24 protein-coding genes are annotated in these 22,427 nt (G+C 63.6%); 9 read left to right on the top strand and 15 right to left on the bottom strand.

From position 1 onward, the window contains the following. Nucleotides 1-9: 9 nt before the first annotated feature. Nucleotides 10-1,209: an FAD-dependent monooxygenase gene (locus PMN64_RS18335; protein ID WP_411781643.1), complete on the top strand. Its 1,200-nt coding sequence runs from the start codon at nt 10-12 to the stop codon at nt 1,207-1,209. A 33-nt stretch (nt 1,210-1,242) separates the two neighbouring features. Here the strand turns inward: PMN64_RS18335 and PMN64_RS18330 are convergent, their stop codons facing one another. The 4 genes from PMN64_RS18330 to PMN64_RS18315 form a co-directional block, all read right to left on the bottom strand. Then, the gene (locus PMN64_RS18330) at nt 1,243-1,512 is read right to left on the bottom strand and encodes a DUF3551 domain-containing protein (RefSeq protein WP_304496372.1); all 270 of its coding nucleotides are present in this window, start codon (nt 1,510-1,512) and stop codon (nt 1,243-1,245) included. A gap of 105 nt (nt 1,513-1,617) precedes the next feature. Beyond that, nucleotides 1,618-1,893: a DUF3551 domain-containing protein gene (locus PMN64_RS18325; protein WP_411781642.1), complete on the bottom strand. Its 276-nt coding sequence runs from the start codon at nt 1,891-1,893 to the stop codon at nt 1,618-1,620. A 41-nt stretch (nt 1,894-1,934) separates the two neighbouring features. Then, a complete protein-coding gene (locus PMN64_RS18320) occupies nt 1,935-2,606 on the bottom strand; it encodes a hypothetical protein (RefSeq protein ID WP_411781641.1) in 672 nt (223 codons plus the stop codon). Nucleotides 2,607-2,757: 151 nt separating this feature from the next. Beyond that, nucleotides 2,758-3,594 carry a metal-dependent phosphohydrolase gene (locus PMN64_RS18315; protein WP_411781640.1) on the bottom strand — a complete coding sequence of 279 codons (837 nt, stop codon included), beginning with the start codon at nt 3,592-3,594 and terminating at the stop codon, nt 2,758-2,760. A gap of 230 nt (nt 3,595-3,824) precedes the next feature. On the opposite strand from PMN64_RS18315, the gene PMN64_RS18310 reads away from it, so the two are divergent. From PMN64_RS18310 to PMN64_RS18300, 3 genes are all read left to right on the top strand, one after another. After that, nucleotides 3,825-4,040: a hypothetical protein gene (locus PMN64_RS18310; protein WP_016844293.1), complete on the top strand. Its 216-nt coding sequence runs from the start codon at nt 3,825-3,827 to the stop codon at nt 4,038-4,040. A gap of 147 nt (nt 4,041-4,187) precedes the next feature. Further along, nucleotides 4,188-4,976, top strand: coding sequence for an ATP-binding cassette domain-containing protein (locus PMN64_RS18305; RefSeq protein ID WP_411781639.1), 789 nt, complete (start codon nt 4,188-4,190; stop codon nt 4,974-4,976). Next, on the top strand, nt 4,973-6,532 hold the full coding sequence (locus PMN64_RS18300; protein WP_411781638.1) for a glycine betaine ABC transporter substrate-binding protein: 1,560 nt from the start codon (nt 4,973-4,975) through the stop codon (nt 6,530-6,532). Before PMN64_RS18305 ends, PMN64_RS18300 begins: the two co-directional genes overlap by 4 nt. A gap of 99 nt (nt 6,533-6,631) precedes the next feature. On the opposite strand, the gene PMN64_RS18295 is transcribed toward PMN64_RS18300, so the two are convergent. Beyond that, nucleotides 6,632-8,344: a sulfatase-like hydrolase/transferase gene (locus PMN64_RS18295; RefSeq protein WP_411781637.1), complete on the bottom strand. Its 1,713-nt coding sequence runs from the start codon at nt 8,342-8,344 to the stop codon at nt 6,632-6,634. A 171-nt stretch (nt 8,345-8,515) separates the two neighbouring features. Continuing rightward, nucleotides 8,516-9,223, bottom strand: coding sequence for a TetR/AcrR family transcriptional regulator (locus PMN64_RS18290; RefSeq protein ID WP_411781636.1), 708 nt, complete (start codon nt 9,221-9,223; stop codon nt 8,516-8,518). Between the two features lie 107 nt (nt 9,224-9,330). Here PMN64_RS18290 and PMN64_RS18285 point away from each other — a divergent pair, with 107 nt between their 5' ends. Beyond that, a complete protein-coding gene (locus PMN64_RS18285) occupies nt 9,331-9,951 on the top strand; it encodes a hypothetical protein (protein ID WP_411781635.1) in 621 nt (206 codons plus the stop codon). A 12-nt stretch (nt 9,952-9,963) separates the two neighbouring features. Here the strand turns inward: PMN64_RS18285 and PMN64_RS18280 are convergent, their stop codons facing one another. Continuing rightward, nucleotides 9,964-10,197: a hypothetical protein gene (locus tag PMN64_RS18280; protein WP_411781634.1), complete on the bottom strand. Its 234-nt coding sequence runs from the start codon at nt 10,195-10,197 to the stop codon at nt 9,964-9,966. Nucleotides 10,198-10,269: 72 nt separating this feature from the next. Continuing rightward, nucleotides 10,270-10,566 carry a lysozyme inhibitor LprI family protein gene (locus PMN64_RS18275; RefSeq protein ID WP_411781633.1) on the bottom strand — a complete coding sequence of 99 codons (297 nt, stop codon included), beginning with the start codon at nt 10,564-10,566 and terminating at the stop codon, nt 10,270-10,272. A 244-nt stretch (nt 10,567-10,810) separates the two neighbouring features. Here PMN64_RS18275 and PMN64_RS18270 point away from each other — a divergent pair, with 244 nt between their 5' ends. The 4 genes from PMN64_RS18270 to PMN64_RS18255 all read left to right on the top strand — a co-directional run bounded on the left by PMN64_RS18270 (nt 10,811) and on the right by PMN64_RS18255 (nt 15,276). Then, nucleotides 10,811-11,518, top strand: a complete 708-nt coding sequence (locus PMN64_RS18270) for a hypothetical protein (protein ID WP_411781632.1) — start codon at nt 10,811-10,813, stop codon at nt 11,516-11,518. After that, entirely contained in the window at nt 11,515-12,849 is a 1,335-nt protein-coding gene (locus tag PMN64_RS18265; protein WP_411781631.1) for a pentapeptide repeat-containing protein, read from the top strand. The genes PMN64_RS18270 and PMN64_RS18265 overlap by 4 nt, the downstream gene beginning before the upstream one ends. 107 nt (nt 12,850-12,956) lie before the next feature. After that, a complete protein-coding gene (locus tag PMN64_RS18260; RefSeq protein ID WP_411781630.1) occupies nt 12,957-13,976 on the top strand; it encodes an adenylate/guanylate cyclase domain-containing protein in 1,020 nt (339 codons plus the stop codon). Nucleotides 13,977-14,169: 193 nt separating this feature from the next. Beyond that, entirely contained in the window at nt 14,170-15,276 is a 1,107-nt protein-coding gene (locus PMN64_RS18255; RefSeq protein WP_069277951.1) for a DUF2336 domain-containing protein, read from the top strand. A gap of 155 nt (nt 15,277-15,431) precedes the next feature. Here PMN64_RS18255 and ilvC read toward each other — a convergent pair whose 3' ends face one another. From ilvC to PMN64_RS18220, 7 genes are all read right to left on the bottom strand, one after another. Then, complete coding sequence (gene ilvC / locus PMN64_RS18250) at nt 15,432-16,451, bottom strand: ketol-acid reductoisomerase (RefSeq protein WP_225162567.1); 1,020 nt, start codon at nt 16,449-16,451, stop codon at nt 15,432-15,434. 149 nt (nt 16,452-16,600) lie between these two features. Beyond that, nucleotides 16,601-17,209 carry a LysE family translocator gene (locus tag PMN64_RS18245; RefSeq protein WP_411781629.1) on the bottom strand — a complete coding sequence of 203 codons (609 nt, stop codon included), beginning with the start codon at nt 17,207-17,209 and terminating at the stop codon, nt 16,601-16,603. A gap of 7 nt (nt 17,210-17,216) precedes the next feature. Continuing rightward, a complete protein-coding gene (locus tag PMN64_RS18240; protein WP_304496385.1) occupies nt 17,217-18,092 on the bottom strand; it encodes an EamA family transporter in 876 nt (291 codons plus the stop codon). A 35-nt stretch (nt 18,093-18,127) separates the two neighbouring features. Continuing rightward, complete coding sequence (locus PMN64_RS18235; RefSeq protein ID WP_028332477.1) at nt 18,128-18,823, bottom strand: class I SAM-dependent methyltransferase; 696 nt, start codon at nt 18,821-18,823, stop codon at nt 18,128-18,130. A 3-nt stretch (nt 18,824-18,826) separates the two neighbouring features. Next, nucleotides 18,827-19,369 (bottom strand): acetolactate synthase small subunit, encoded by a 543-nt coding sequence (gene ilvN / locus PMN64_RS18230; RefSeq protein ID WP_016841057.1) that lies wholly within the window; start codon nt 19,367-19,369, stop codon nt 18,827-18,829. A gap of 21 nt (nt 19,370-19,390) precedes the next feature. Further along, nucleotides 19,391-20,377, bottom strand: coding sequence for a threonine dehydratase (locus tag PMN64_RS18225; RefSeq protein WP_411781628.1), 987 nt, complete (start codon nt 20,375-20,377; stop codon nt 19,391-19,393). A gap of 9 nt (nt 20,378-20,386) precedes the next feature. After that, entirely contained in the window at nt 20,387-22,162 is a 1,776-nt protein-coding gene (locus PMN64_RS18220) for an acetolactate synthase 3 large subunit (RefSeq protein ID WP_016841059.1), read from the bottom strand. Nucleotides 22,163-22,427 lie beyond the last annotated feature (265 nt).

The following is a 22,427-nucleotide window of genomic DNA, read 5'->3' as shown; positions in this document are numbered from 1 at the left end:
GGTGTTCGCGTGAATACACACCGCAAGCCGAAAGTCCTGATTGCCGGCGCCGGGATCGGCGGCCTCGTCGCGGGGCTGTCGCTGCTGCAGCGTGGCATCGAGGTCGAGATCTTCGAGCAGGCGTCCGAGCTGCGCGAGCTCGGCGCCGGTGTCCAGCTCAGCGCCAACGGCACACGCGTCCTGATCGCGCTCGGGCTCGAGCAAGGGATGCAGGCGATCGCCTGCGAGCCCTCGGGCAAGGAGATCAGGCTGTTCAGCACCGGGCGGACCTGGAAATTGTTCGACCTCGGCGCCTCCTCGCGCGCGATCTACGGCGCGCCCTACTGGATGGTGCATCGCGGCGACTTTCACCGCGTGCTGGTCGACGCATTCAAGGCTCGGGCGCCGGGACGCCTGCATCTCGGCAGTCGCTGCAGCGGATTTGACCAGGACGGCGACGGCATCTGGCTGCACCTTGCCAATGGCGAGCGTCGGCGCGGCGACGTCGTGGTCGGCGCCGACGGCGTGCACTCCGAAATTCGCCGGCAGATCGGCGGCGACACCAAACCATTCTTTTCGGGCGTGGCCGCCTGGCGCGGCCTGGTACCGACGGAACGGCTGCCGGCGAGCCTGCAACGCGACGTCGGCACCAACTGGATCGGCCCGGGCGGCCACGTCATCACCTATCCGGTGCGCCGCGGCGCGCTGTTGAACTTCGTCGGCATCTTCGAGGGTGAGAGCTGGTCGGTCGAGTCGTGGACCGAACGCGGCACGCGCGAGGCCTGCAGCGATGCCTTTGCCGGATGGAATCCAGAGATTCACACCATCATCGCGAGCCTCGATATTCCCTACAAATGGGCGCTGCTCGGCCGCGACCCGCTCGATCGCTTTATCGTCGGGCGCGCCTGCGTGCTCGGCGACGCCGCGCATCCGACACTGCCGTTCCTGGCTCAGGGCGCCAACATGGCGATCGAGGACGGCATGGTCCTGGCGCGCTGTCTTGAAAGCTTCCCGCCCGAGGAAGCGCTGCGGCGCTACCAGGCCGCGCGGCTGATGCGGACCAATGCGATCGTGGTGAAGTCGGCCGAGAACGCCAGGCGCTTCCATAATCCCGCGCTTGCCGACGCCGAAGGTGCCGACGCCTATGTTTCGCGCGAATGGCAGCCGGACCGGGTGCGCGAGCGCTATGACTGGCTATTCACTTACGATGCGTTAAACGTGCCGGTCTGACGGCCGGCGTTCGACGGACCAGGTACCCCTTCATCAGTAAGCGTGATGGCGGCGATGCGTCCGGCGCTTCGGAGGCGGTGGCGGAGCAAAAAACGGATTCACCGAGCACATCGCGCCACGGCCTGACGCGCTCGCCTGGCACTGCGGGATCGAGGTGAAGCTGCAATCGATATAGTTTCCGCCGCCGACCCGGCCGCCATAGACATGCATGCACACCGGATAGTTCGGATCGTAAGCCTGCCCGGCTGCAGGTCCGGCCAAGGCGACCGCGAATGCGGCGATCGCGAACAGTTTCAGGCGCATCGGTCCCTCCTTGTTGCTCGGACGGTTTCCTCACAACTGCCGGAGTTAGTCAACCACACCAGCGGCGCGACGGCCATTCGGGCATGATGACGGTCAGCCCAAGCGCTAGTTACCGGGTTGGCGGTATCGTTGACCCCGCTCCTTGGTCGGCTTTTTTGCACCCTTGTAGAATGGATTGACCGAGCACGATGCCGACCGCCCCGAGGCCGTCGCCTGACATTGCGGAAGCGACGTGAAGCTGCAATCGACGTACTCGGGCGTCAGCCTGCCTTCATAGACTTCCATGCAGACCGGGAAATTCGGATCGTACATTTGCGCGGCGGCGGGCCCGGCGAGACCAGCGCCGAGGGCGGCGATGATGATGATGAATTTCAAGCGCATCGAATTCTCCTCAAGCCTGGTCCGGGTCGCCGGGCGCGTGGCTATCGCTGTTCGTCGGCCGGCTTGCCGTCGCCCTCGCCGAGGCAGCGGATCATGAAAGCCGTCGTGTCCCGCGGCAGCACCTGCGCGGCGCGCGCCTTGAGACGACATTCGAGCTGCGCGATCTGGCGCGCCCGCTGCCGTTCGGACGGCAGCGTCGATTGCCGCAACCGGCGCAACGTCATCGGCGAGCCGTCAGATTCGAAGCTCAGCTCGTACTTCTTGCCGTTCTGATCGGTCGCGGCGCAGGAGATTGTGGACACCTGCCGCGTGATAAAGCTTCCGACCTGACGGCAGGAACCCGTCGACATCTCGACCAGCGGCACCGGCAGACCGTCGACGCGCGGGCGGTCGCTCGACTTCAGCAGCATGCGGTCGACCGCGAGCTCGAACAGATTGTCCTGGGTGCGCTCGGTGCTCTCGCCCGAGAACGAGACGATGTGGCTCTTGTCGGCGGGATCGTCGAGCACCACGGTGAATTCGGAACGGCCGCGCAGAGTGTGGAAATAGGCGACTGCCTTGCAGGTGTAACTGCGGCCCGCAACGGTAACATTGCGGCAAGTGCCGGACATCAACGCGTACAGGTCGACGTCGTAGACCGGACCGGCGGCAACGGCGAGCGCCGGCCAGCAGAGGACGGCAGCCGCAATCAATTGAGCGAAACGGGAGATCATGCTGAAACGGTCGAAAACACGGTCGCTGGAGGGATCCATGGCGCAAGGTCGCTGATTTCCACGGACTGTGCAACGACGAAGCAGGCCTAAATGTGGACACTCCGCGAACGGCTCGGGAACGCAGCGCAATCCGTGCTGAAAGGCCGCGGCGTCAGATTTGCGGGCCGGACAACGTCACCTCGCGCTCGGCGCGGAACACGTTGCTATAGAGGTTCGCGATCCACTGGCGGCCGCTTGCCGTCATGTTCAGGCAGTTGATGGCGCCCTGAATGTGCGGCGCAACCATGTTCCAGTAGAATTGCGGATAGCGGTCGACGATATCGGCCGGCGACTCATAGCCGAGCTGGCGGTTGATGCCGACCTCCTCGAACTCGTGATAGAGCGCGTTGGCCTTCCTGATGTAGTTGGGATCGCCGAGCTGACCGATGAAATCGGCCGCCCGGACGATCGACGCCTCACCGTCATATTGCTGGCCCTCGGGCGCCGGAAACCGCGTGCCCTCGATGTTGCGCGCGACGCGCTCGCGATCGAGCGGAAGGACGGCTTCGAGCCTGTCGAGCACATACAGCTTCGAGCGGTCGACATGATACGGCATCAAGCCGGCATCCGACGAGCCACGCGGCAGCACCACCTTCTTGCCGGAGGCATCGATGACGTAGCCATCGGGTCCATCGCCTTTCAAAAGACCGCGCACATAGCCGATGTCGTGGGTCAGGCAGGCAATGATCGTGTGGGTGTAATCCTCGGCGGTGACATGGGTGTGCAGCGCGCGGCCGCGGATGATGTCATGCCCGGCGAGCGTGACCAGCATCGTGTGCTCGACATTGTGGTAGAGCGCGTCGCTGTTGCCGATGCATTCCAGCGCGATGCGCGCGGCGGCAGGCAGCAGTTCGCCGAAGCGCGCCTGCGAAGCGCCGAAAGTGCGGCTGACATGCGTGGCGAGAAACTTCTCCAAAGCACCTGCCGCCAACTCAGGTAACGTCATCATCGATGCAGCCCCCGACCGCGCAACGTTCCTCGCTCGCCCCGATCTCACGTCGTAGTTGGGCAGCGACTATAGCGTATCTACGGGCGTGCGGCTACGCGCTGACGGGCGTGACGATTCGCTCCGGCCGTACTTTCCCGGTCTTGCCCGCTGCGGCGCCAAAGCTGCTGATAGTGGCATGAACCCTGCATGATTCGGGTCAGACCGGGTTAACCCCACTGATAAAGGCCGTCATGCTCGTTACGCTCGTCGCCATCCTCTGCAATGCTCAACTCTGCATGGAAAAGGTCGTCACCACGAGTGACCAATCCGGCATCACCATGGGCGCCTGCGCAGTGAATGCGCAGATCGGCATCGCCGATTGGCTCGCCAAGGGGCCGTATCACGAATGGCACCTGCAGAGCTATAAATGCATCATGGGCAAGTACGTACCCAAGAACGAAGTGTGATGTGTGCTCACAGCCCCGGACGGGGCTGATCCGCTTCGACCGGAACAGCCTGCGAAACCACACGGCGCAGGCGCGCGCCTCAAGTCAAAGTCCATTTTATGGGCTATCACTGTCGTTCACGACGGTGAGACATGAGGTCGCCCTGGAATGCCCGTAACGCCGCTGATTGCCTATGCGCATGTCGGCAAGAGTTTTGACAGTGGTCGCGTGGTGGCGGTCGACGACGTCTCGCTTGACGTGGCCGAGGGTGAATTCCTGGCGATCGTCGGCGGCTCGGGCTCCGGCAAGACGACGCTGCTGAGGCTCGCCAATCGCCTGATCGAAGCCGACCACGGCCGGATCGCCGTCGAAGGTGAAGATGTCAGCCGCGTCGATCCCATCCTGCTGCGGCGCCGCATCGGCTATGTCTTCCAGAGCGGTGGGCTGTTTCCGCATCTGTCCGTCGCCGGCAACATCGGCATCACGTCGAAGCTTCTCGGCTGGACGCAGGCGGAGATCTCGGCGCGGGTCGACGAACTGCTCGACCTTGTGCGGCTCGACCCCTCACAATATCGCGAGCGTATGCCGCACGAACTCTCCGGCGGCCAGCGTCAACGCGTCGGCGTCGCGCGTGCGCTGGCTGCGAAGCCGCGCATCGTGCTGATGGACGAGCCGTTCGGCGCGCTCGATCCCCTCACCCGCGACGCGCTCGGCGACGATTATCGAACGCTGCACCGCGAGCTCGGCCTGACCACGGTCATGATCACCCACGACATGACCGAGGCGTTGCTGCTGGCCGACCGTGTCGCGGTGATGCGTGGCGGCAGGCTGCTGGCCCAGGGCACGCCGGCGGAGCTCTCGGCCAGCACCGATGGCTATGTCGGCGAACTGATGCGCACGCCGCGCCGGCAGGCGGAACGCCTGGGCGCTTTGCTGCCGCGGGGCGACACCGCATGAACCTATCAGCCGATCCGCGCTGGTGCGAGGCGCTCGCGCATCTGCCCGATTATCTCGGCAATCATGTGCGGGTCAGCGTCGCCGCGCTGGCGCTCGGGCTTCTGATCAGCCTGCCGCTTGCGATCATCGCTCGTAACCGGCCGGTGCTGCGCACGACGTTGCTCGGGCTTGCCAGCATCGTGCAGACCGTGCCCGGTCTCGCGCTGCTCGCGTTGTTCTATCCGCTGCTGCTGGCGCTCGCCGCGTTGACCGCGGCGTGGCTCGGCTTCAGCTTCTCCGCGTTCGGTTTCCTGCCGGCGGTGCTTGCGCTCGCGCTCTATTCGATGCTGCCGGTGTTGCGCAACACCATCACCGGCCTGTCGGGCGTCGATCCGGCGGTGCTGGAAGCCGCCCAGGGCGTCGGCATGACGCCGCGGCAATCGCTCACCATGGTCGAGCTTCCGCTGGCGCTGCCGGTGATGATGGCTGGAATCCGCACCGCGGCGGTATGGGTGATCGGCACCGCCACCTTGTCGACGCCGATCGGCCAGACCAGCCTCGGCAACTATATCTTCGCGGGATTGCAGACCCAGAACTGGGTGTTCGTGCTGTTCGGCTGCTTCGCTGCGGCCGTGCTCGCGCTTGTGGTCGACCAATTGCTGGCGCTGATCGAGAACGGCCTGCGTAATCGCAGCCGCGTCCGGACGGCGCTCGGCGGGCTTGGTATTGCCGCCCTGATCGCGGCGACGCTGGTGCCCACGATCGCGCGCCCGCATGCGGGCATCGTCGTCGGCGCCAAGACGTTCACCGAGCAATATGTGCTGTCGGCGTTGATCGCGCAGCGGCTGCAAGCGGCCGGCTTTCCGGCCACGACCCGCGCCGGCCTCGGCTCCAACGTGATCTTCGACGCGCTCACGGCCGGCGATATCGATGTCTATGTCGACTATTCCGGCACGCTGTGGGCCAACCAGTTCCACCACACCGACATCAAACCCCGCGCCGAGCTGTTGGGCGAATTGCAGACGACGCTGGCGAAGCAGAACATCACGCTGCTCGGCGAGCTCGGCTTCGAGAATGCCTATGCGCTGGTGATGCCGAGGAAGCGCGCCGAAGAGCTCGGCATCCATTCGATCGCCGACCTCGCGTCACGCGCCGCGACGATGTCGATCGCCGGCGACTATGAATTCTTCTCGCGGCCGGAATGGGCCGGCATCCAGAAGGCTTATGGGCTGACGTTCCGCGCCCAGCGTCAGATGCAGCCGGATTTCATGTATGCGGCGGTCGCCTCCGGCGAGGTCGACGTGATCGCGGGCTACACCAGCGACGGGCTGATCGCGAAATACGATCTTGTCACGCTCGAGGACAACAGGCACGCCATCCCGCCCTATGACGCCATCGTGCTGCTGTCGCCAAAGCGACGCGACGACGAGACGCTCAAGGCGGCGCTGCGGCCGCTGCTCGGCAGGATCGATATCGCCGAGATGCGCGAGGCGAACTTGCGCGCGTCGGGCAATGACGCATCATCGTCGCCCGACGCCGTGGCGCGCTGGCTGTGGGAGAAGGTCGGCGGAAAATAGCCTCTCGCCGTCATTGCGAGCGAAGCGAAGCAATCCACCTCTCCGCATGCGACGAAAGATGGATTGCTTCGTCGCTACGCTCCTCGCAATGACGACGTCTCACAATCCCTTGATGATCCCCGCGTCGATCAACAGGCGATTGAAGCGGCGTGCTTCTGCGCCGTCCTTGCAGGAATAGAATGCGCCGTTGCAACGAAGCATGATCGCCTTCTGCTCCTCGAACGACGGATCGAGCGGAATGCCGGCAGCTTCCTGAATCACCAGCGGCAGATAGGCGGCGTCGATCGTGTCCATCACCGCCGGGCTCTTCACCGGCTCGAAGTTGATGGCGTCGATCGCATAGTAGGTCGCGTAGTAACGCGGATCGTAATCCATCAGCTTCTTGCCGATGCCGGCCTCGTCGAGATCGGGATCTAGCAGCTGCGGCGAGAATTCCGGCTGATGATCGCCGTAACGCACGATCAGGAAAGGCTGCGCCGGAAACTTCTTTTTCAGCGCCGCGACGAAGCCGGCATAGTCGCCAGCGCTCATCGCCTGCCGGCGCAGATATTCGTCGACCGCGGGCCTATTGCCCGGCCGCTTCCACGACGGCAGCAACTCGGGGTGGAATTTGGTTTCCCAGGGGAAATGATTGGCGGCGAGATAGACGAAGGCGAACAGCGGCGTGCCTGACGTCTTCTGCTCGGCCATCAGCTTCAGCGCCTTGTCGTAGAAGAAGCTGTCGGGCTCGACGTCCTTCGCATGCAGGTCATGCGCGTCGTAGAAGCGCTGGATGCCGGTCGTGGTCTGGAAGTTGCGCGCGCTCATGAAGGCGCCGAATGCGGGATAGAGCGAGAGCGTGTCGTAGCCGCAGCGGCGCAGCGCCAACGGCAGGCCGCGCTCCACGCGTCCCGATGCGATGCGGGTGACGAAATAGGAGAACCGGCCGAACGAGCGTGAGGACAATCCCGCAAGCACGTTGTACTCCGTGAACCAGCTCGGCCCGCCATTGCTCTCGGCGAGGAATTTGCGCTCGACGCCGTCATAGGACTTGAACTGGCTGCCATAGCCCGGCGGCACCTTGACGCCGGAGGCGGCGCGGATGTCAAAACTCGATTCATCATGGATCATGATGATGTTCGGCCGCCGCCCGGCAGGATGGCAGGCATCGACCAGGGGCATCCTAAGCTGGTCGCTCGCGGTCGGATCCGACTCCATGAAACCGTAGGCGACGAAATCGGACACGGCCGTGACGCCGGAGCGCGCGAACTTCGAGAGATAGCCGTCGTCGTAATAGCCGCGCCAGGCTTCATCCGGCCAGGCGAAGGCATAACCCGAGAGCGCCGCGGTGCAGGCGAGGCAGGCGGCCGCAGCCGGCAGGCGGCGGATGCGGAACGGATCGAGCCACCACAGCGCGTACATCAAGGGCAGCGTGACGAGGCCGGCGCCGATGATCGACCAGCGCAGGCTCGGGAAGATCGTCAGCAGGAACGCCGCGGTGTCGCGGTCGATCACCATCAGGTCGACGAAATTCGCGGTCATCTGCACCACGTCGTGCTTGAAGCGCGACAACAGCACCAACACGACGACCAGCGTCAGCGACAGCGCGCCCGACAGCGCCGGCCGGCGCAGCAGCGCGATGAACAGGAAGTTCAGGATTCCCCAGGTGAGCAGGAAGCAAAGCCGCGATCCGAAATCGGTCTCGGTGCGCAGCATCAGGATCAGCGCGCCGAAATGCGGTGCCGCGACCGCCATCAACCGCCAGATGCCGAGCGCGGCAAGACCGCCGGCCAGTGCGGCAACGGAGGAGTTCTGCTGAGGCGCGGGCGCCATGGGCGGGACGCAATACAACCCGGCGCAATGCCACCGCCTTGACTGGCAACGGCCAGGAGGCATGCGGCACAGCCGGTGTCTGGGCCGCGTCACAAAACCGTAATTGAATCGTCATGAACGCGCAATGAATTTGCCTACCCAGGCCTGGCCGCGGCAGGCAGCGCGCGTGCCTTAAACTTTGGCGGCCGGCGCGGCGTGGCTCGCGATGCCCGCGATGAAGAGATCGACGATGTCGGCAGCCATCTGCTCGACCTCCGCATCGCCGACACCCCAGCGCGGCAAATGGCCGTCGATGTGCATCCGCGCGAAGCCATAGACCAGCGCGCGGCCGGCGATCTGGACCTGCCTGAGGTCGCGCGTCCCAAGTTGGCCAGCTGAAAATGCCTCCGCCAGCGTGCGCTCGGTCAGGCCGATCAATTCGGCATTGTCGCTGGAGACGGCGGCCGAGCGGTCGTGGTCGAAGAAGCGGCGGCTGGAGATGATCTCGAAATGGGTCGGGTTCTTCATCGCCCAGCGCAGATAGGCGATCCCGAGATGGCGGAAGCGGCCGAGCGGATCGCCTGACGGCGCCTCGGCCAGCGCCGCCTCGATCTCGGCGCGAAAGCGGCGTTGCGCCTCCTCCGCCACCGCATTCATCAGTGCGTCCCGGCTCGGGAAATGCCGGAACGGCGCGCCCGGCGAGACCCCGGCGCGGCGCGCGGCCTCGCGCACGCTGACCGCCTCCGGCCCGCCCTCGCCGACCAGTTGCATGGCGGCATCGATCAGGACGCGGCGGAGGTCGCCGTGGTGATACGGCCTCGCCGCCGGCGCCCGCGTCGCGACCGGACGCGGCTTGGTGGACCGGCGGCCGGTGGACGGGCTTTTGGCGGGGCGGCGCATGGCGCACCACTAGCATCACCCGCTTGTGAATGTAAGCGATGATTACACGGATTGACCGCGCGTGGGCGCGAAATGTAACTGGTGATTACATGAACGGGAGGCGGGATATGGCGACGCATCGCAACTGGTTCGAGGGCTGGCGGCTGTTTGGCCTGCTCACGCTCACCCTGATCGGGCTTTCAATCTGGATCGCCGCGATGCGGCAGTTCGAGGTCGAGGGTGTGCGGATGGTGATCCGCTTCACTGCGCGGACCTCGCTCTTGTTCTTCTGCCTCGCCTTCTCGGGGGCGGCGCTGGCGCGGCTGTGGCCGAACGCCTGGACGCACTGGCAGCGCCGCAACCGCCGTTACCTGGGCGTCACCTTCGCGGCCTCGCACGCCATCCATGCGGTCGCGATCGCAGCCTTCGCGATCCTCGATCCGCCCGGCTTCGCCGCCGCAACCTCGGCGGTCTCGTACATCTTCGGCAGCATCGGATATGCCTTCATCATCGCGTTGACCGCGACCTCATTCGATCGCACGGCTGCGATGCTGGGCCCGCGCGCCTGGCGCCGGCTGCATCTCATCGGCGGCTACTATCTGCTGCTGCAGTTCATGGTCTCGTTCAGCAAGCGAATTCCCGAGATGCCGCTCTACGCGCTGTTCCTGTTGCCGCTCGCCGCCGTGTTCGCGCTCAGGATGATCAGCATGGCCGCGCGGCCTGCGCCGCGTCAGGCGCAGGCGAGCTGAGATCGGGCCACCTCACACCGGGTGGAACTTGCGGCCGAGCTGGCGATGAACCGACAGCACCGCGCGGTCGACGTCACTGATCAGGCTGTCACCGAGCACGACGTTCGGAATTTCCCAGTTGCGCCCGATCTGCGCATCGGGCAGCGCGGCGACCGCCGGCACACGCGCGGTTTCGCAGCCGGGCTGGGCGCGCAGCGCCTCCTCGGCAAGCTGGGTCAATTCGTCCTGGCTCTTTCCATCAGTCATGACCTCGGTCCTGACTCCGGAAGATGGCTCACTGATGACCGAGATTCTCCAGTTCCCTAGCGCGGGCTTCGGTCATGCTGCGCATGCATCAAGCCGGGCGATGGTGCCCTCGCCGAGGTTGTAATACAGGCAGTTGGCGTCACGGTACTGGATCCACAGCCGTTGCGCGGTGCGCAGCTGTTCGCGCTGCTTGTCGTCGGCGGCATCCTTTAACGCCTTCTGATAGGCGACGTTCATCCGCTTGTCCCATTGCGCGGTCTTGGCCTTGAGGCATCCGACCATCTGGTAGGTGCCGCCGTCGTAGGGCTGCTCGGGATCGCCCTGATCCCCGGCCCAGGCCGACGAGATGAGGACGAATAATACAAACAATCCGCGACCACACGGCAGGCCCGCTGTGGCTGGCCGACGTCGGTGGACGCTCCGGAAAAAGCAGCAGGTTTCTTTATCGCTCCTTTGGACTGCTTCAGGATGTGATCTCTTCGGCCCAAGCTGCAAATTCGGGACATTCCAGATCGAACTAGGAAAAAGAGCCAACATCGCTGCACCACTCAATTGCTTCCCTCCTCAGTTGAAAACGGCGGAAGTACACCTACAATTCGACAAGGGGGAAGACATGATGACCAAATCGCCTTTGATCACCAAGAGAAGGGCACCTTATCTCTGCACCGTCGAAGCCGACTTTAGAGAACGGAATGCGCCTGGACCTAATCTCCATCTGACAACCCGATTTTCAGACGATGTCCTGTCGCTAGGTCCAATCCAAATCCGGGTTGCGCTTGCACGTGCTTACCTAAATTTCCGACTTGAAAACTGCGCATTTCCGTTGGCTTGCAATCTAGAGCAGACTTGGTCGCTAAGTGGCAAAGCTAAAGCCACATTGAAAAAGCGCCTATCGCGCACGGAGTCTGAAACCGATCAGATTGGATTGACAGCATCCTCCCTACCTTCTGCGAAACTGAACAGCAGTTCAAGAAAAGGGACATCCTCAGCCGAGGAAACCAAGTTAGAGAACACAACAACCTGGCAGCATGTGTTTTGGCGAGGAGACGCTGACGGCCCAAGCTTGGTTTTCGATTCGCGCCCGAGCCAAAAATATTTGAGCGGAACACTTCTTAGCGGCGAGCTCGTTGGCTCAGTCGCGCCAAAACAATCCAACTATTACGACGTAGTCCTTGAACTAGAAATCCCGAAATCGGGTCTACTCATAGAAGATGGAGACGAATTCGTTTCGTACCCCAACAAGCGGGGCCTCGTCAAAATCATCGCCACTCTTGCACTTTGCCGACGACCAATCAGACTTCACGGGCACAGCTTCAAATGATGAAAACCATAAACGTCGACATACCTGAACCCGCCTTGGCCGGCATTACGGCAATTGTTGAGGCTCAAAGCGACAATTTTTTGGAATTGGTGGCCGCAAACCTAGACAAGCGAACTGATTTTGTCGGCATGTCATTTGACAAAATGAATCTCGATGGCCTCGAACTTACTGGGTTCGACTTCAGCGATGCCGATTTTCGTGACTGCTCACTGAAGGGGACTGTGTTTGTCGAGTGCGAATTGAAGGGCGCCGCCTTTAGCTTTCCTCCCGAAGTCCGAGACAGATGGAGCAAGAATCTTGATATATTCCTTGGCGCTCGACAGTCGGCCGAAACAATTGAGCTGATGCGCATTGCCTCGGACGCTCCTCGAAAGGAGGAACGCAAAGAAGCTGCCCAGAAGCTACTCGAATCCATCAAGGATGAAGAAGTCGCTTCTTTTCTTCAAGGCTTATCTCTCGGCGACAAAGCAAGGTCGCTTCGATCCTGGTTGCGAAGCAAGCTCACCAGCTCCTCGACTGAAGATTCCACACTCCAAGCCATACTCGAACGTTCGCTATTTGAGGGCGGACAGGATCTAGATCAAGATATTAGTCTGTACGTAAAGACCATGGGCCACAGCAACATCGCCGTAGAGACATTGTGCCAAGCCTGCGTCAACAATCCTCGCGCAATCAAGAAAGCCAGTCAGGAGCTTATGCACGACGAGCCTTTCAAGCGCTTTCTTGTAAACTGCCTCTCATTCTCTAGCTCTCACAGCGCGTGGCGTGAGGCCGCCAGTGCAATTGAACGCATCGACTTGAGCCAAGCGGAGAGAGACTTGGCGTTTCGAATGCGTCTCGAACGGATTAACGATAAGCACGATTTATCGCACCTAGCAGAAGCCGCGGCGATTAATAGCGTAAGACTGGCAAAACTATTCGAGCTATCCGAACATGGCTATCGACACGAGACAAAGCGCTGGTGGGCATCCGACTTCCTACTGTACTGCTATTCCTACGATCAAGCGAAGTATGAAAACGAGGTCCTGCTTCATTCATTCAACGAAGACCGTGCCGAGGAAATTTCCAGGTCGGAAGCCTTTGCGGCGTACTGTCTCGTCCACCAACCCAGGCTTTATCGGACTGTAAGGGATCTAAAAGGCTATTTCTCTGTCGATCCGTTGGTTGCGCTGGGCCTCACGGAATCGATCTTTCATTCTGAGCATTTCTCTCAAGACATCTCGGATGAACTCAAGCGCGTTGCGCAGCAGGCCCGCGACCAGGCCGCTCGCGTCAATCCCAAGAAAGCCATAAGGCCAACGGTCGATCCACCGTCAACGAAAGAAAGTTGAGCCAATATAGACTTCTACGCCACAACATCTGTTCAGGCTCTTCGACTGTGCGGTAGCCGCCGGCCTTACCGATCTGCGCACGATGTTTTATGGATGTGGAGGGGACCATGCGGCGCGCCGTGACGCCTGTGATCGTCTTGGCGGCGTTCGGCCTGCTCGTCGGTGGGCTGTTTCGCTATGCCTTCGATGAGTCCGACGAGGCCTCCGTCTCGAATTATGTGCGCAGCGCCCTCGACGGCGCAGCCCTCACGGTGATCGTCTGGGCGACGCATCTCTATCTGGCCGCACGTGGTGGCTGGCTGCGACGGCAATCACTCATCGTCGAGCTGATCGGCCGCTCTGTGATCCTCGCCGTCACCGTTGCGGCCGCCGCGATCGTGCTGGAAATCGTGCTCTACGGGCATGGGCTCGAAGCCAAGTGGATGCGCGAAACCTTCCTGAAGATCATTGGCGTCGGCCTGCTGCTGTCGATCCCGATCACGACGATCTACGAGCTGGTCCGGATGATCGGCGGGCATACGCTGCTCGGCATCGTGCTCGGACGCTATCGGCAGCCGGTGCGCGAGGAGCGCGTGCTGCTGTTTCTCGACCTGGTCGGCTCGACGACGCTAGCGGAGTCGATGGGCGAGCTGCGCGTGCAGGAATTGCTGACGCGCTTCTTCTTCGACATCGACGAGCCGATCGTGTCGCACGGCGGCGAAGTCCACGCCTATGTCGGCGACGAAGTGATCGTGACCTGGGCGGCCAATGCCGACGGGCAATCGCGGCGGTATCTCGATTGCGTGTTCGCGATCGAGGATCGCCTCGCCAAGCGGGCCGATCAATATCGCAAGGAGTTCGGCGTGGTGCCCGCGTTTAGGGCCGGGATGCATGCCGGTCCGGTCGTCATCGCGGAATGCGGGGACTCGCGGCGACAGATCGCCTATTTCGGCGACACCGTGAACGTCACGGCGCGGCTGCAGGCGCATTGCAAGGAGGCCGGCCGGCCGCTGCTGGTATCGGGCGACCTGCTCCGCCTGCTGCCGCCGGACCGGGATTTAGTCGTCGAGCCGCTCGGCTCGACGCAATTGCGCGGACGTGCAGCGTCGATCGACATCTTTTCCGTCGCGCGGCGCCTATCGTCCTAAACGATCTGTTAAAATGCACCGGCATCAGCTTCCGCTGAGCCGAATGCGCGCATTGAATCGAGTCCGGTCGCAGCCTGTTAAGGATGCGACGCACACCGTATTTGCACCGGGTTCCACCTTAACGCAGGTGTAAGACCGCGCCCCGCATGGTGCGCAGACAGGTGTCATTCAACAAAAACAAGGTTGCCCATCGATGGCGCAACAGGCGTCACAATCGATTATTGCCGAACTCGAGGATGCGGTCCGGGACGGGACATCGGCCAAGCGCGTGCAGACGCTGCGGCAGGTCACCGATCTGTTCCTGAACGACGGCGACCGCCTCAACGATGAACAGGTCAAGGTGTTCGACGACGTGCTCTGCCTCTTGGTCGCGCGCGTCGAGACTCGTGCCCGGGCCGAGCTCAGCAAGCGGCTCGCACCGCTCGACTATGCGCCGTTCGAGGTGATTCAGCACCTCGCCTGGGACGACGACATCAGCGTCGCCGGCGACGTGCTGACCCACTCCAGCCGCCTCTCGAACGACGCCCTGCGCGAGATCGCGAGCAGCAAGGGCCAGGATCACCTTTTCGCGATCTCCGCGCGGGAAAATCTGCCGCCTTCCGTCACCGACGTGATCATCGACCGCGGCGAGGACAAGGTGATCCGGCGCCTCGCCAAGAACGCCGGAGCGCAGTTCTCCGACAACGGCTATTCCAGCATCGTCGCCCGCGCCGAAGGCGACGACGAGCTGGTCGAGATCCTCGGTCTGCGCATCGACATTCCGGCCAAGCTGCTGCGCGACCTGCTGCAGCGCGCCAAGGACACCGTGCGCGCCCGCCTGCTCTCGATCGCGTCGCCCAGGGCGCGCGAAGAGATCAGCCAGGTGCTGAACGACATCGCCCAGGAAGAGGCCGCGGCGCCGCGCCGCAACTACGGCATCGCCGAAGAGCTGGTCAAGCTGATGAAGCAGCTGAACGAGCTCGACGATGCGGCCGTCTACAAGTTCGCCGAAGAGGGCAAGCTCGACGAGGTCACGGTCGCGCTTGCCGTGCTCAACGACATGCCGATCGCGATGATCGAACGCCTGATGCTCGGCCTGCGCTCCGACCTGATCCTGATCCCGTGCCGCTCGGCGCGGCTCAACTGGCCGACGGTCGAAACCATCCTGCGCAAGCGGCCGCTACCGCTGCCGCTCGACAATGCGACGCTCGAGATCGCGCAGCGCGACTACCGCCGGCTCTCGCTGGAAACCGCGCAGCGCACGGTGCGGTTCTGGCAGCTGCACAACAGGATCGAGAAGCAGCCGATGGCGGCCGGCTAGGCCTCCGCGCCTCTGCGACAAAGAAAAAGGGTGGGCAACGCGCCCACCCTTTTTCATCACCGCGTCATTCCGGGGCGCCTCGAAGAGGCGAACCCGGAATCTCGAGATTCCGGGTTCGGTCCTGCGGACCGCCCCGGAATGACAGGCTTCGCCTGTCAGTTCTTGCTCTTGTCGACCAGCGCGCCCTTCTTGATCCAGGGCATCATGTCGCGCAGCTTGGCACCGACTTCCTCGATCGGATGCGCGGCGAGCTTGGCGCGGGTCGCCTTGAACGAGGTCTGGTTGACCTTGTTCTCCAGCATCCAGTCGCGGGCGAACTTGCCGCCCTGGATGTCGGCGAGCACGCGCTTCATCTCGGCCTTGGTCTCGGCCGTGACGATACGCGGACCGGTGACGTACTCGCCGTATTCGGCGGTGTTGGAGATCGAGTAGTTCATGTTGGCGATGCCGCCTTCATAGATCAGGTCGACGATCAGCTTCACTTCGTGCAGGCACTCGAAATAGGCCATCTCGGGCGCGTAGCCGGCCTCGACCAGCGTCTCGTAGCCGCCCTTGATCAGCTCGACCAGGCCGCCGCAGAGCACCACCTGCTCGCCGAACAGGTCGGTCTCGCACTCTTCCTTGAAGGTGGTCTCGATGATGCCGGCGCGGCCGCCGCCGATCGCCGAGGCATAGCTGAGGCCGAGGTCATGGGCGTTGCCCGACGAGTCCTTGGCGATCGCGATCAGGCAGGGCACGCCGCCGCCGCGCTGGTATTCCGAGCGCACGGTGTGGCCGGGGCCCTTCGGCGCGATCATCAGCACGTCGAGGTCGGCGCGCGGATCGAGCAGGTTGAAGTGCACGTTGAGGCCGTGGGCGAACACGAGCGCCGCGCCCTTCTTCATGTTGTCGTGCAGGTGCTCGCGATAGATGTCGCCCTGCAGCTCGTCCGGGGTCAGCATCATGACGAGGTCGGCCCACTTGGCGGCATCGGCGACTTCCATCACCTTGAAGCCGGCGTTCTCGGCCTTCTTGGCCGAGGCCGAACCCTTGCGCAGCGCAATCGCCACTTCCTTGACGCCTGAATCCTTCAGGTTCAGCGCATGGGCGTGGCCCTGGCTGCCGTAGCCGACGATGGCGACCTTCTTGCCCTTGATCAGGTTCAGGTCGGCATCGCGATCGTAGTAAACTCGCATCGTGGTTTCCTCGTTTGAAGGGGCCAAAATCGGCCGATGAATCAGGCTTTCGGAAGGTCAGAACCGCCGGGCGCCCGCGAATTTCCGGCGTTGTCTAGAGCATTTTCCCCCTCAGGGGAAACCCTCATCTCGCATGGCGCGGTGCGGCATCATGCGTCCATGAAGACCGGGTAGAGCGAGGCCAGCAGCAGGATGGCCATCACCACATTGAAGGCGCGGATCGCCCGGGGCGAGGTCAGGATCGGCCGCAAGGCGGTCCCGAACAGGGCCCAGACGATGCAAGACACCGTGCCCAGGATCAGGCTCAGGCCGACCTGGATCGCGATGTTCCAGGGAAAGGCGGCAATCGCCGCATAGGCCGTGATGGTACCGATCACCATCACCCAGCCCTTGGCATTGATCCACTGGAACATGGCGGCGCCCCAGAACGTCATCGGGCCGCGGCCGCCCCTGTCGTCCTTGTCCGCCGAGGGCGGCTCGGCCATGGCGATGACGGCGGCGAGATAGATCAGGTAGGCGACGCCACCATATTTCAGGATTGTCTGCAGCACCGGATAGGCGATGAAGACGGCCCCTAACCCGACGCCGACCGCGCCGACCATGAAGGCGAAGCCGACCGTGATGCCGGCGATGTGGGGCACCGTGCGGCGGAAGCCGTAGGTCAGCCCCGACGACAGCAGCATGATGTTGTTGGGGCCCGGCGTGAAGAACATCACGACGGCGAACACGACAAAGGCGAACAGCAGCGAATTCGACATGGTGCCCTCACGCGACTTTCGGCAGAGCTTTTGGCCGTTTCGACAGCAGCATCACGGCGATGCCGGCGATCACGGTGACCATGCCGGCCAGCCGCAGCGGTCCGAATGTCTCGCCGAACACGATGCTCGAGGCGGCGGAGCCGACGAACGGCACCAGCAGCGCAAACGGCACCACCTGCGCCGCCGGATAATCCCGCAGCAGCCGGCCCCACAGCCAGTAGGCGATGCTGGTCGAGATGCCGCCGAGGCAGAGCATGCAGACGAGCCCGGTCAGCGACATATGGGTCAGCGCATGCCAGGTCGGCTGCGGGCCGTTGGTGATCAAGGTCAGCACCGCAAGCGGCACCGCGGCGGACAGGCACAGCCAGGCGAACAGATCGAACATCGGCGCGCCGTTCGCCTGCCGCAGAAGAAGATTGCCGATCGCGAAGCTGATCGGACAGATCATGATGATCGCAAACGCGGCGACGCTGAAGTCGTAGCCGACCGTCCCGCAGATCATCAGCAGGCCGAGCGCGGCGATCGCGATGCCGATCGCCTGGGTCCGCGTCGGGATTTCACCGAAAGCCAAGGCAGCAAACGCGATGGTGAACAGCGCCTGGCTCTGCACGATCACGCTGGAAAGCCCGACCGGAACGCCATGCGCGATCGCAAAGGCCTGTGCGAGGAACTGGCCGAGGAACAGCGTGGCGCTAATCGCGATCAGAAGCGGCCAGGAAACGCCGGGCTTGCGCAGGAACAGGCACGGCAGCGCGGCGATGGCGAAGCGCAGCGTCGTCATCAACTCCGGCGAGAACTCATCGAGCGCGATCCGGCTTGCGACGAACGCAAGCCCCCAGATCACCGCGACCATGACGGCGATGCCAACATCGGCCGGCTTCATTGTTGTTCTTCTTTTGCTTCCGTTTCGGTCGGGATCTAGATCTGTTCGTCGGGCTTCGGTTTGCGCAGCAGATAGGTGCCGTGCAGCGGCGCGTGGTAATCAACGGAGACCAGCGTGAAACCGGTCTCGGTCAGCATGCGCTCCATCACCCAGCCGAAGGTCGAGTATTCGTCGCGCATGTGGGTGATCACGCTTTCGCGCTCGAAACCGTGATTCTTGATCGAGAAGTCGGCCCATCCTTCGACATCGCGATCGACACCGTCGGGCATGCCGACGAACACCATGTCGCGCAGGTAGAAATTCGCGCCCGGCTTCAACGCGTTGAAGATTCGCGACAGCGCCACTGCCTTCCAGAAGTCCGGAAGATGGTGCAGCGTGAACTCGCTGACGATGAGGTCGTAGGAATTCGGTTGGTAGGCGAACGACAACAGGCCGGCCGGCTGGGTCCGGATCTTCGCCTTGCGGTCGCGCGCATAGATTTCGGCAAGCCCGATCATCGCCGGCGAGATGTCGATGGCATCGACCTCGGCGCCCATCAGCGCCGCCTCGGTGGCCAGCACGCCGTTGCCGCAGCCGATATCGGCGATCCGCCAGCCCGGCTTGACGCCGAGCATGGTCAGCGCCTGGCGGGCACGGACATCACTGTCCTCGCTGACGTCATAGATCGAGGCCACCGCGGTATCGAGACCGACCTGCCGCCGTTGCGTGTAGTACCAGTCGCGCGCCAACATGACTCACATCCCTTCCGGCCCACGCGTGATCGCGGCCACCCCGGTTCGTGACACCTCGACCAGGCCCAACGGACGCATCAGGTCGATGAACTGACTGATCTTGGACGAATTGCCCGTGATCTCGAACACAAAGCTCTCGGTCGTGGCGTCGATCACCCGGGCGCGGAATGCGTCCGCCAGCCGCAGCGCCTCGACGCGGTGATCGCCACCGCCCCGCACCTTGACCATCGCGAGCTCGCGCTCGATCGAGCTGCCGGTCAGCGTCATGTCGACGACGCGGTAGACCGGGATCATGCGGTCGAGCTGATGCTTGATCTGCTGGATCACCATCGGCGTGCCGGTGGTGACGATCGTGATCCGCGAGAGATGTTTCTGGCTCTCGGTCTCCGAGACGGTGAGACTCTCGATGTTGTAGCCGCGGCCGGAGAACAGGCCGATCACGCGCGCGAGCACGCCAGGCTCGTTCTGCACGAGCACGGACAAAGTATGCGTCTCGTTGGGATCGTGACGCTCTTCGAGGAAGTAGGCGGATGCGGGCTGGTTCATGGTCGTCCCCTCACATTCTGTTCACGCCACCGCCCGCTGGGCGGCCGGCGCAGCATCCGTCCTGATCCAGGTCCGGAACAGATCGAAATCGATATTGCCGCCGCTCAGGATCAAGCCGACCCGCTTGCCGGCGAGCCTGCTCTTCTCCTGCAGCGCGGCCGCGAGCGCCGCAGCGCCCGCGCCCTCGGCGAGATTATGGGTGTCGGTCCAGTAGGCGCGGATCGCCTGCCCGACCTCGTCGTCGCTGACCTGCACGATGCGGGAGGCGCCCTTGCGGATCAGCGCGAACGCATCCGCGTCCGGAATCCGCGTCGCCATGCCGTCGGCAAGGGTGTTGCTGGTCTCGGTGGTGACGATCTTTCCAGCCGCAAACGACAAAGCGTAGGACGGCGCCTCGGTCGACTGCACGCCGACGATCTCGGTCTTCAGTCCGAGCAGGTCGCGCGCCATGATGCAGCCGCAGATGCCGGAGCCCTGCCCGATCGGCACATAGAGAATGTCGAGATCGGGCGCGGTACGGAACAGTTCGAGCGCGTAGGTCGCGACACCCAGCACGAGGTCCGGGTGGAACGACGGCACCATGTGCAGGCCGGCGAATTGGGCGCGGCGCTCGGCCTCCTCCCGCGCGGCCTGGAAGTCGTCGCCGTGCTCGACGAGCTCGGCCCCGAACGCGTGCATGGCGCGGTTCTTCTCGACCGAGTTGCCGCACGGCACGTAGATTGTCGCCGGCACGCCATGACGCCCTGCCGCGAACGCCAGGCTCTGGCCGTGATTGCCGCGCGTCGCCGAGATGATGCCGGGCACGTCGGGCCGCTCGCGCTTCAGCCGCTCGAGATAGACAAGGCCGCCGCGCACCTTGAAGGCGCCGGTCGGCGTGTGGTTCTCATGCTTGACCACGACCTCGGTGCCGAGCCGCTCGGCGAGCAGCGGCCAGGCGTGCGCCGGCGTCGCCGGCACTGCAGTGCCGACGATCCGGTGCGCGCGCTCGAGCTCGTTGAGGTCAAACATGATCCGTCCTCACACCAGCGCCTTGCCACCGGAGAAGGCCTTCGCGGTGGCCTCGTCGGTCGCCTCTTCCGGCAGCAGCATCTCGTTGTGCGCCTTGCCCGACGGGATCATCGGGAAGCAGTTCTCCAGCGCGGCAACGCGGCAGTCGAACAGCACCGGGCGCTTGATCGAGATCATCTCCTTGATCGCGCCGTCGAGATCGGACGGCTTGGTCGCCTGCAGGCCGACGCAGCCATAGGCGTCGGCGAGCTTGACGAAGTCCGGCAGCGCCTCGGAGTACGAGTGCGACAGGCGGTTGCCGTGCAGCAGCTGCTGCCATTGCCGAACCATGCCCATGTACTGGTTGTTCAGGATGAAGATCTTGATCGGCAGCTCGAACTGGACCGCCGTCGACATCTCCTGGATCGTCATCTGCACCGAGGCGTCGCCGGCGATGTCGATCACCAGGCTGTCCGGATGCGCCACCTGCACGCCGACCGCGGCCGGCAGGCCGTAGCCCATGGTGCCGAGACCGCCCGAGGTCATCCAGCGGTGCGGCTCCTCGAAGCCGAAGAACTGCGCGGCCCACATCTGGTGCTGACCGACCTCGGTCGTGATGTAGGTGTCCTTGCCGCGGGTCAGCTCGAACAGGCGCTGGATCGCGTATTGCGGCAGGATGATATCGTTGTTCTTGCGGTAGGACAGCGAGTTGCGCGCGCGCCATTGCGCGATCTGCTGCCACCACGACTTGATGTCCGGCTTCTTGGCTTCCGCCTTGAACACCTGCAGCAAATCGCCGAGCACGTTGCCGGCGTCGCCGATGATCGGCACGTCGACGCGGATGTTCTTGTTGATCGAGGACGGGTCGATGTCGATGTGGATCTTCTTCGAGCCCGGCGAGAACGCGTCGGTACGGCCGGTGATGCGGTCGTCGAAGCGCGCGCCGACGCACAGCATGACGTCGCAATCATGCATCGTCATGTTGGCTTCGTAGGTGCCGTGCATGCCCAGCATGCCGAGCCAGTTCGGGCCCGAGGCGGGATAGGCGCCCAGCCCCATCAGGGTCGAGGTGATCGGGAAGCCGGTCGCCTCCACCAGCTGGCGCAGCAGTTTCGAGGCCTCGGGACCCGAATTGATCACGCCGCCGCCGGAATAGATCACCGGACGCTTTGCGTTGGCGAGCAGCGCCACCGCCTTGCGGATCTGGGTCGCGTCGCCCTTGACGCGCGGCGTGTAGGAGATGTGCACGTCCGACTTGCGCGGCGGATGATAGGTGCCGGTCGCAAACTGCACGTCCTTCGGCACGTCGACCACGACCGGGCCGGGCCGGCCGGTGGTGGCGACATAGAAAGCCTCGTGCAGCACCCTGGCGAGGTCGTTGACGTCGCGAACCAGCCAGTTGTGCTTGGTGGCGGGCCGCGTGATGCCGACCGTGTCGCACTCCTGGAAGGCGTCGTTGCCGATCAGGTGGGTCGGCACCTGGCCGGTGATGCAGACCAGCGGGATCGAATCCATCAGCGCGTCGGTCAGCGGCGTCACCATGTTGGTGGCGCCCGGGCCCGACGTCACCAGCACCACGCCGGGCTTGCCGGTCGAGCGCGCATAGCCTTCGGCGGCATGGCCGGCGCCCTGCTCGTGGCGGACCAGGATGTGCTCGACCTCGCTCTGCTGGAAGATCTCGTCGTAGATCGGAAGCACCGCACCGCCGGGATAGCCGAAGACATGCTGCACGCCGTGATCGATGAGCGCGCGCACGATCATCGCGGCGCCGGTCATCTGATTGGGATCGTGGCTCTTGTCGGTCATGGTTCGCTCCGGATGCGCTGGTTTTTGCGCGGCTTTTGTCAGTTCTCGTCAGTTCGGCTTCGGGCAATAAAAAGGGGCCCTAGAGGCCCCATGCACACCGCCCGAATTTGGATGGCCGCTAGCCATCCCCGGCGGTGTGCCTGGGTACGACGGCGATAAGCAGTTTGGTAATAATGTTGCGCATGAGACGACCCAGTCTTCCCAAAGGTTGCGCGAACATAGCGGCCAAAGCCTGAATGTCAAGGCAAGGCAAGCACTTTCGCGA

The organism is Bradyrhizobium sp. UFLA01-814, from assembly GCF_046718885.1.
GTDB lineage: Bacteria > Pseudomonadota > Alphaproteobacteria > Rhizobiales > Xanthobacteraceae > Bradyrhizobium > Bradyrhizobium elkanii.
The sequence above is the reverse complement of the archived record's forward strand: the minus strand, read 5'-3'. Positions and strand labels throughout refer to the sequence as shown.

Excerpts from the sequence above, each read along its gene's own strand:
- PMN64_RS18330 (WP_304496372.1), bottom strand. The coding sequence starts at position 1,512 with ATGCGCCTGAAACTGTTCGCGATCGCCGCATTCGCGGTCGCCTTGGCC.
- PMN64_RS18325 (WP_411781642.1), bottom strand. The coding sequence starts at position 1,893 with ATGCGCTTGAAATTCATCATCATCATCGCCGCCCTCGGCGCTGGTCTC.
- PMN64_RS18320 (WP_411781641.1), bottom strand. The coding sequence starts at position 2,606 with ATGATCTCCCGTTTCGCTCAATTGATTGCGGCTGCCGTCCTCTGCTGG.
- PMN64_RS18315 (WP_411781640.1), bottom strand. The coding sequence starts at position 3,594 with ATGATGACGTTACCTGAGTTGGCGGCAGGTGCTTTGGAGAAGTTTCTC.
- PMN64_RS18310 (WP_016844293.1), top strand. The coding sequence starts at position 3,825 with ATGCTCGTTACGCTCGTCGCCATCCTCTGCAATGCTCAACTCTGCATG.
- PMN64_RS18305 (WP_411781639.1), top strand. The coding sequence starts at position 4,188 with ATGCCCGTAACGCCGCTGATTGCCTATGCGCATGTCGGCAAGAGTTTT.
- PMN64_RS18300 (WP_411781638.1), top strand. The coding sequence starts at position 4,973 with ATGAACCTATCAGCCGATCCGCGCTGGTGCGAGGCGCTCGCGCATCTG.
- PMN64_RS18295 (WP_411781637.1), bottom strand. The coding sequence starts at position 8,344 with ATGGCGCCCGCGCCTCAGCAGAACTCCTCCGTTGCCGCACTGGCCGGC.
- PMN64_RS18290 (WP_411781636.1), bottom strand. The coding sequence starts at position 9,223 with ATGCGCCGCCCCGCCAAAAGCCCGTCCACCGGCCGCCGGTCCACCAAG.
- PMN64_RS18285 (WP_411781635.1), top strand. The coding sequence starts at position 9,331 with ATGGCGACGCATCGCAACTGGTTCGAGGGCTGGCGGCTGTTTGGCCTG.
- PMN64_RS18280 (WP_411781634.1), bottom strand. The coding sequence starts at position 10,197 with ATGACTGATGGAAAGAGCCAGGACGAATTGACCCAGCTTGCCGAGGAG.
- PMN64_RS18270 (WP_411781632.1), top strand. The coding sequence starts at position 10,811 with ATGATGACCAAATCGCCTTTGATCACCAAGAGAAGGGCACCTTATCTC.
- PMN64_RS18265 (WP_411781631.1), top strand. The coding sequence starts at position 11,515 with ATGATGAAAACCATAAACGTCGACATACCTGAACCCGCCTTGGCCGGC.
- PMN64_RS18260 (WP_411781630.1), top strand. The coding sequence starts at position 12,957 with ATGCGGCGCGCCGTGACGCCTGTGATCGTCTTGGCGGCGTTCGGCCTG.
- PMN64_RS18255 (WP_069277951.1), top strand. The coding sequence starts at position 14,170 with ATGGCGCAACAGGCGTCACAATCGATTATTGCCGAACTCGAGGATGCG.
- ilvC (WP_225162567.1), bottom strand. The coding sequence starts at position 16,451 with ATGCGAGTTTACTACGATCGCGATGCCGACCTGAACCTGATCAAGGGC.
- PMN64_RS18245 (WP_411781629.1), bottom strand. The coding sequence starts at position 17,209 with ATGTCGAATTCGCTGCTGTTCGCCTTTGTCGTGTTCGCCGTCGTGATG.
- PMN64_RS18240 (WP_304496385.1), bottom strand. The coding sequence starts at position 18,092 with ATGAAGCCGGCCGATGTTGGCATCGCCGTCATGGTCGCGGTGATCTGG.
- PMN64_RS18235 (WP_028332477.1), bottom strand. The coding sequence starts at position 18,823 with ATGTTGGCGCGCGACTGGTACTACACGCAACGGCGGCAGGTCGGTCTC.
- ilvN (WP_016841057.1), bottom strand. The coding sequence starts at position 19,369 with ATGAACCAGCCCGCATCCGCCTACTTCCTCGAAGAGCGTCACGATCCC.
- PMN64_RS18225 (WP_411781628.1), bottom strand. The coding sequence starts at position 20,377 with ATGTTTGACCTCAACGAGCTCGAGCGCGCGCACCGGATCGTCGGCACT.
- PMN64_RS18220 (WP_016841059.1), bottom strand. The coding sequence starts at position 22,162 with ATGACCGACAAGAGCCACGATCCCAATCAGATGACCGGCGCCGCGATG.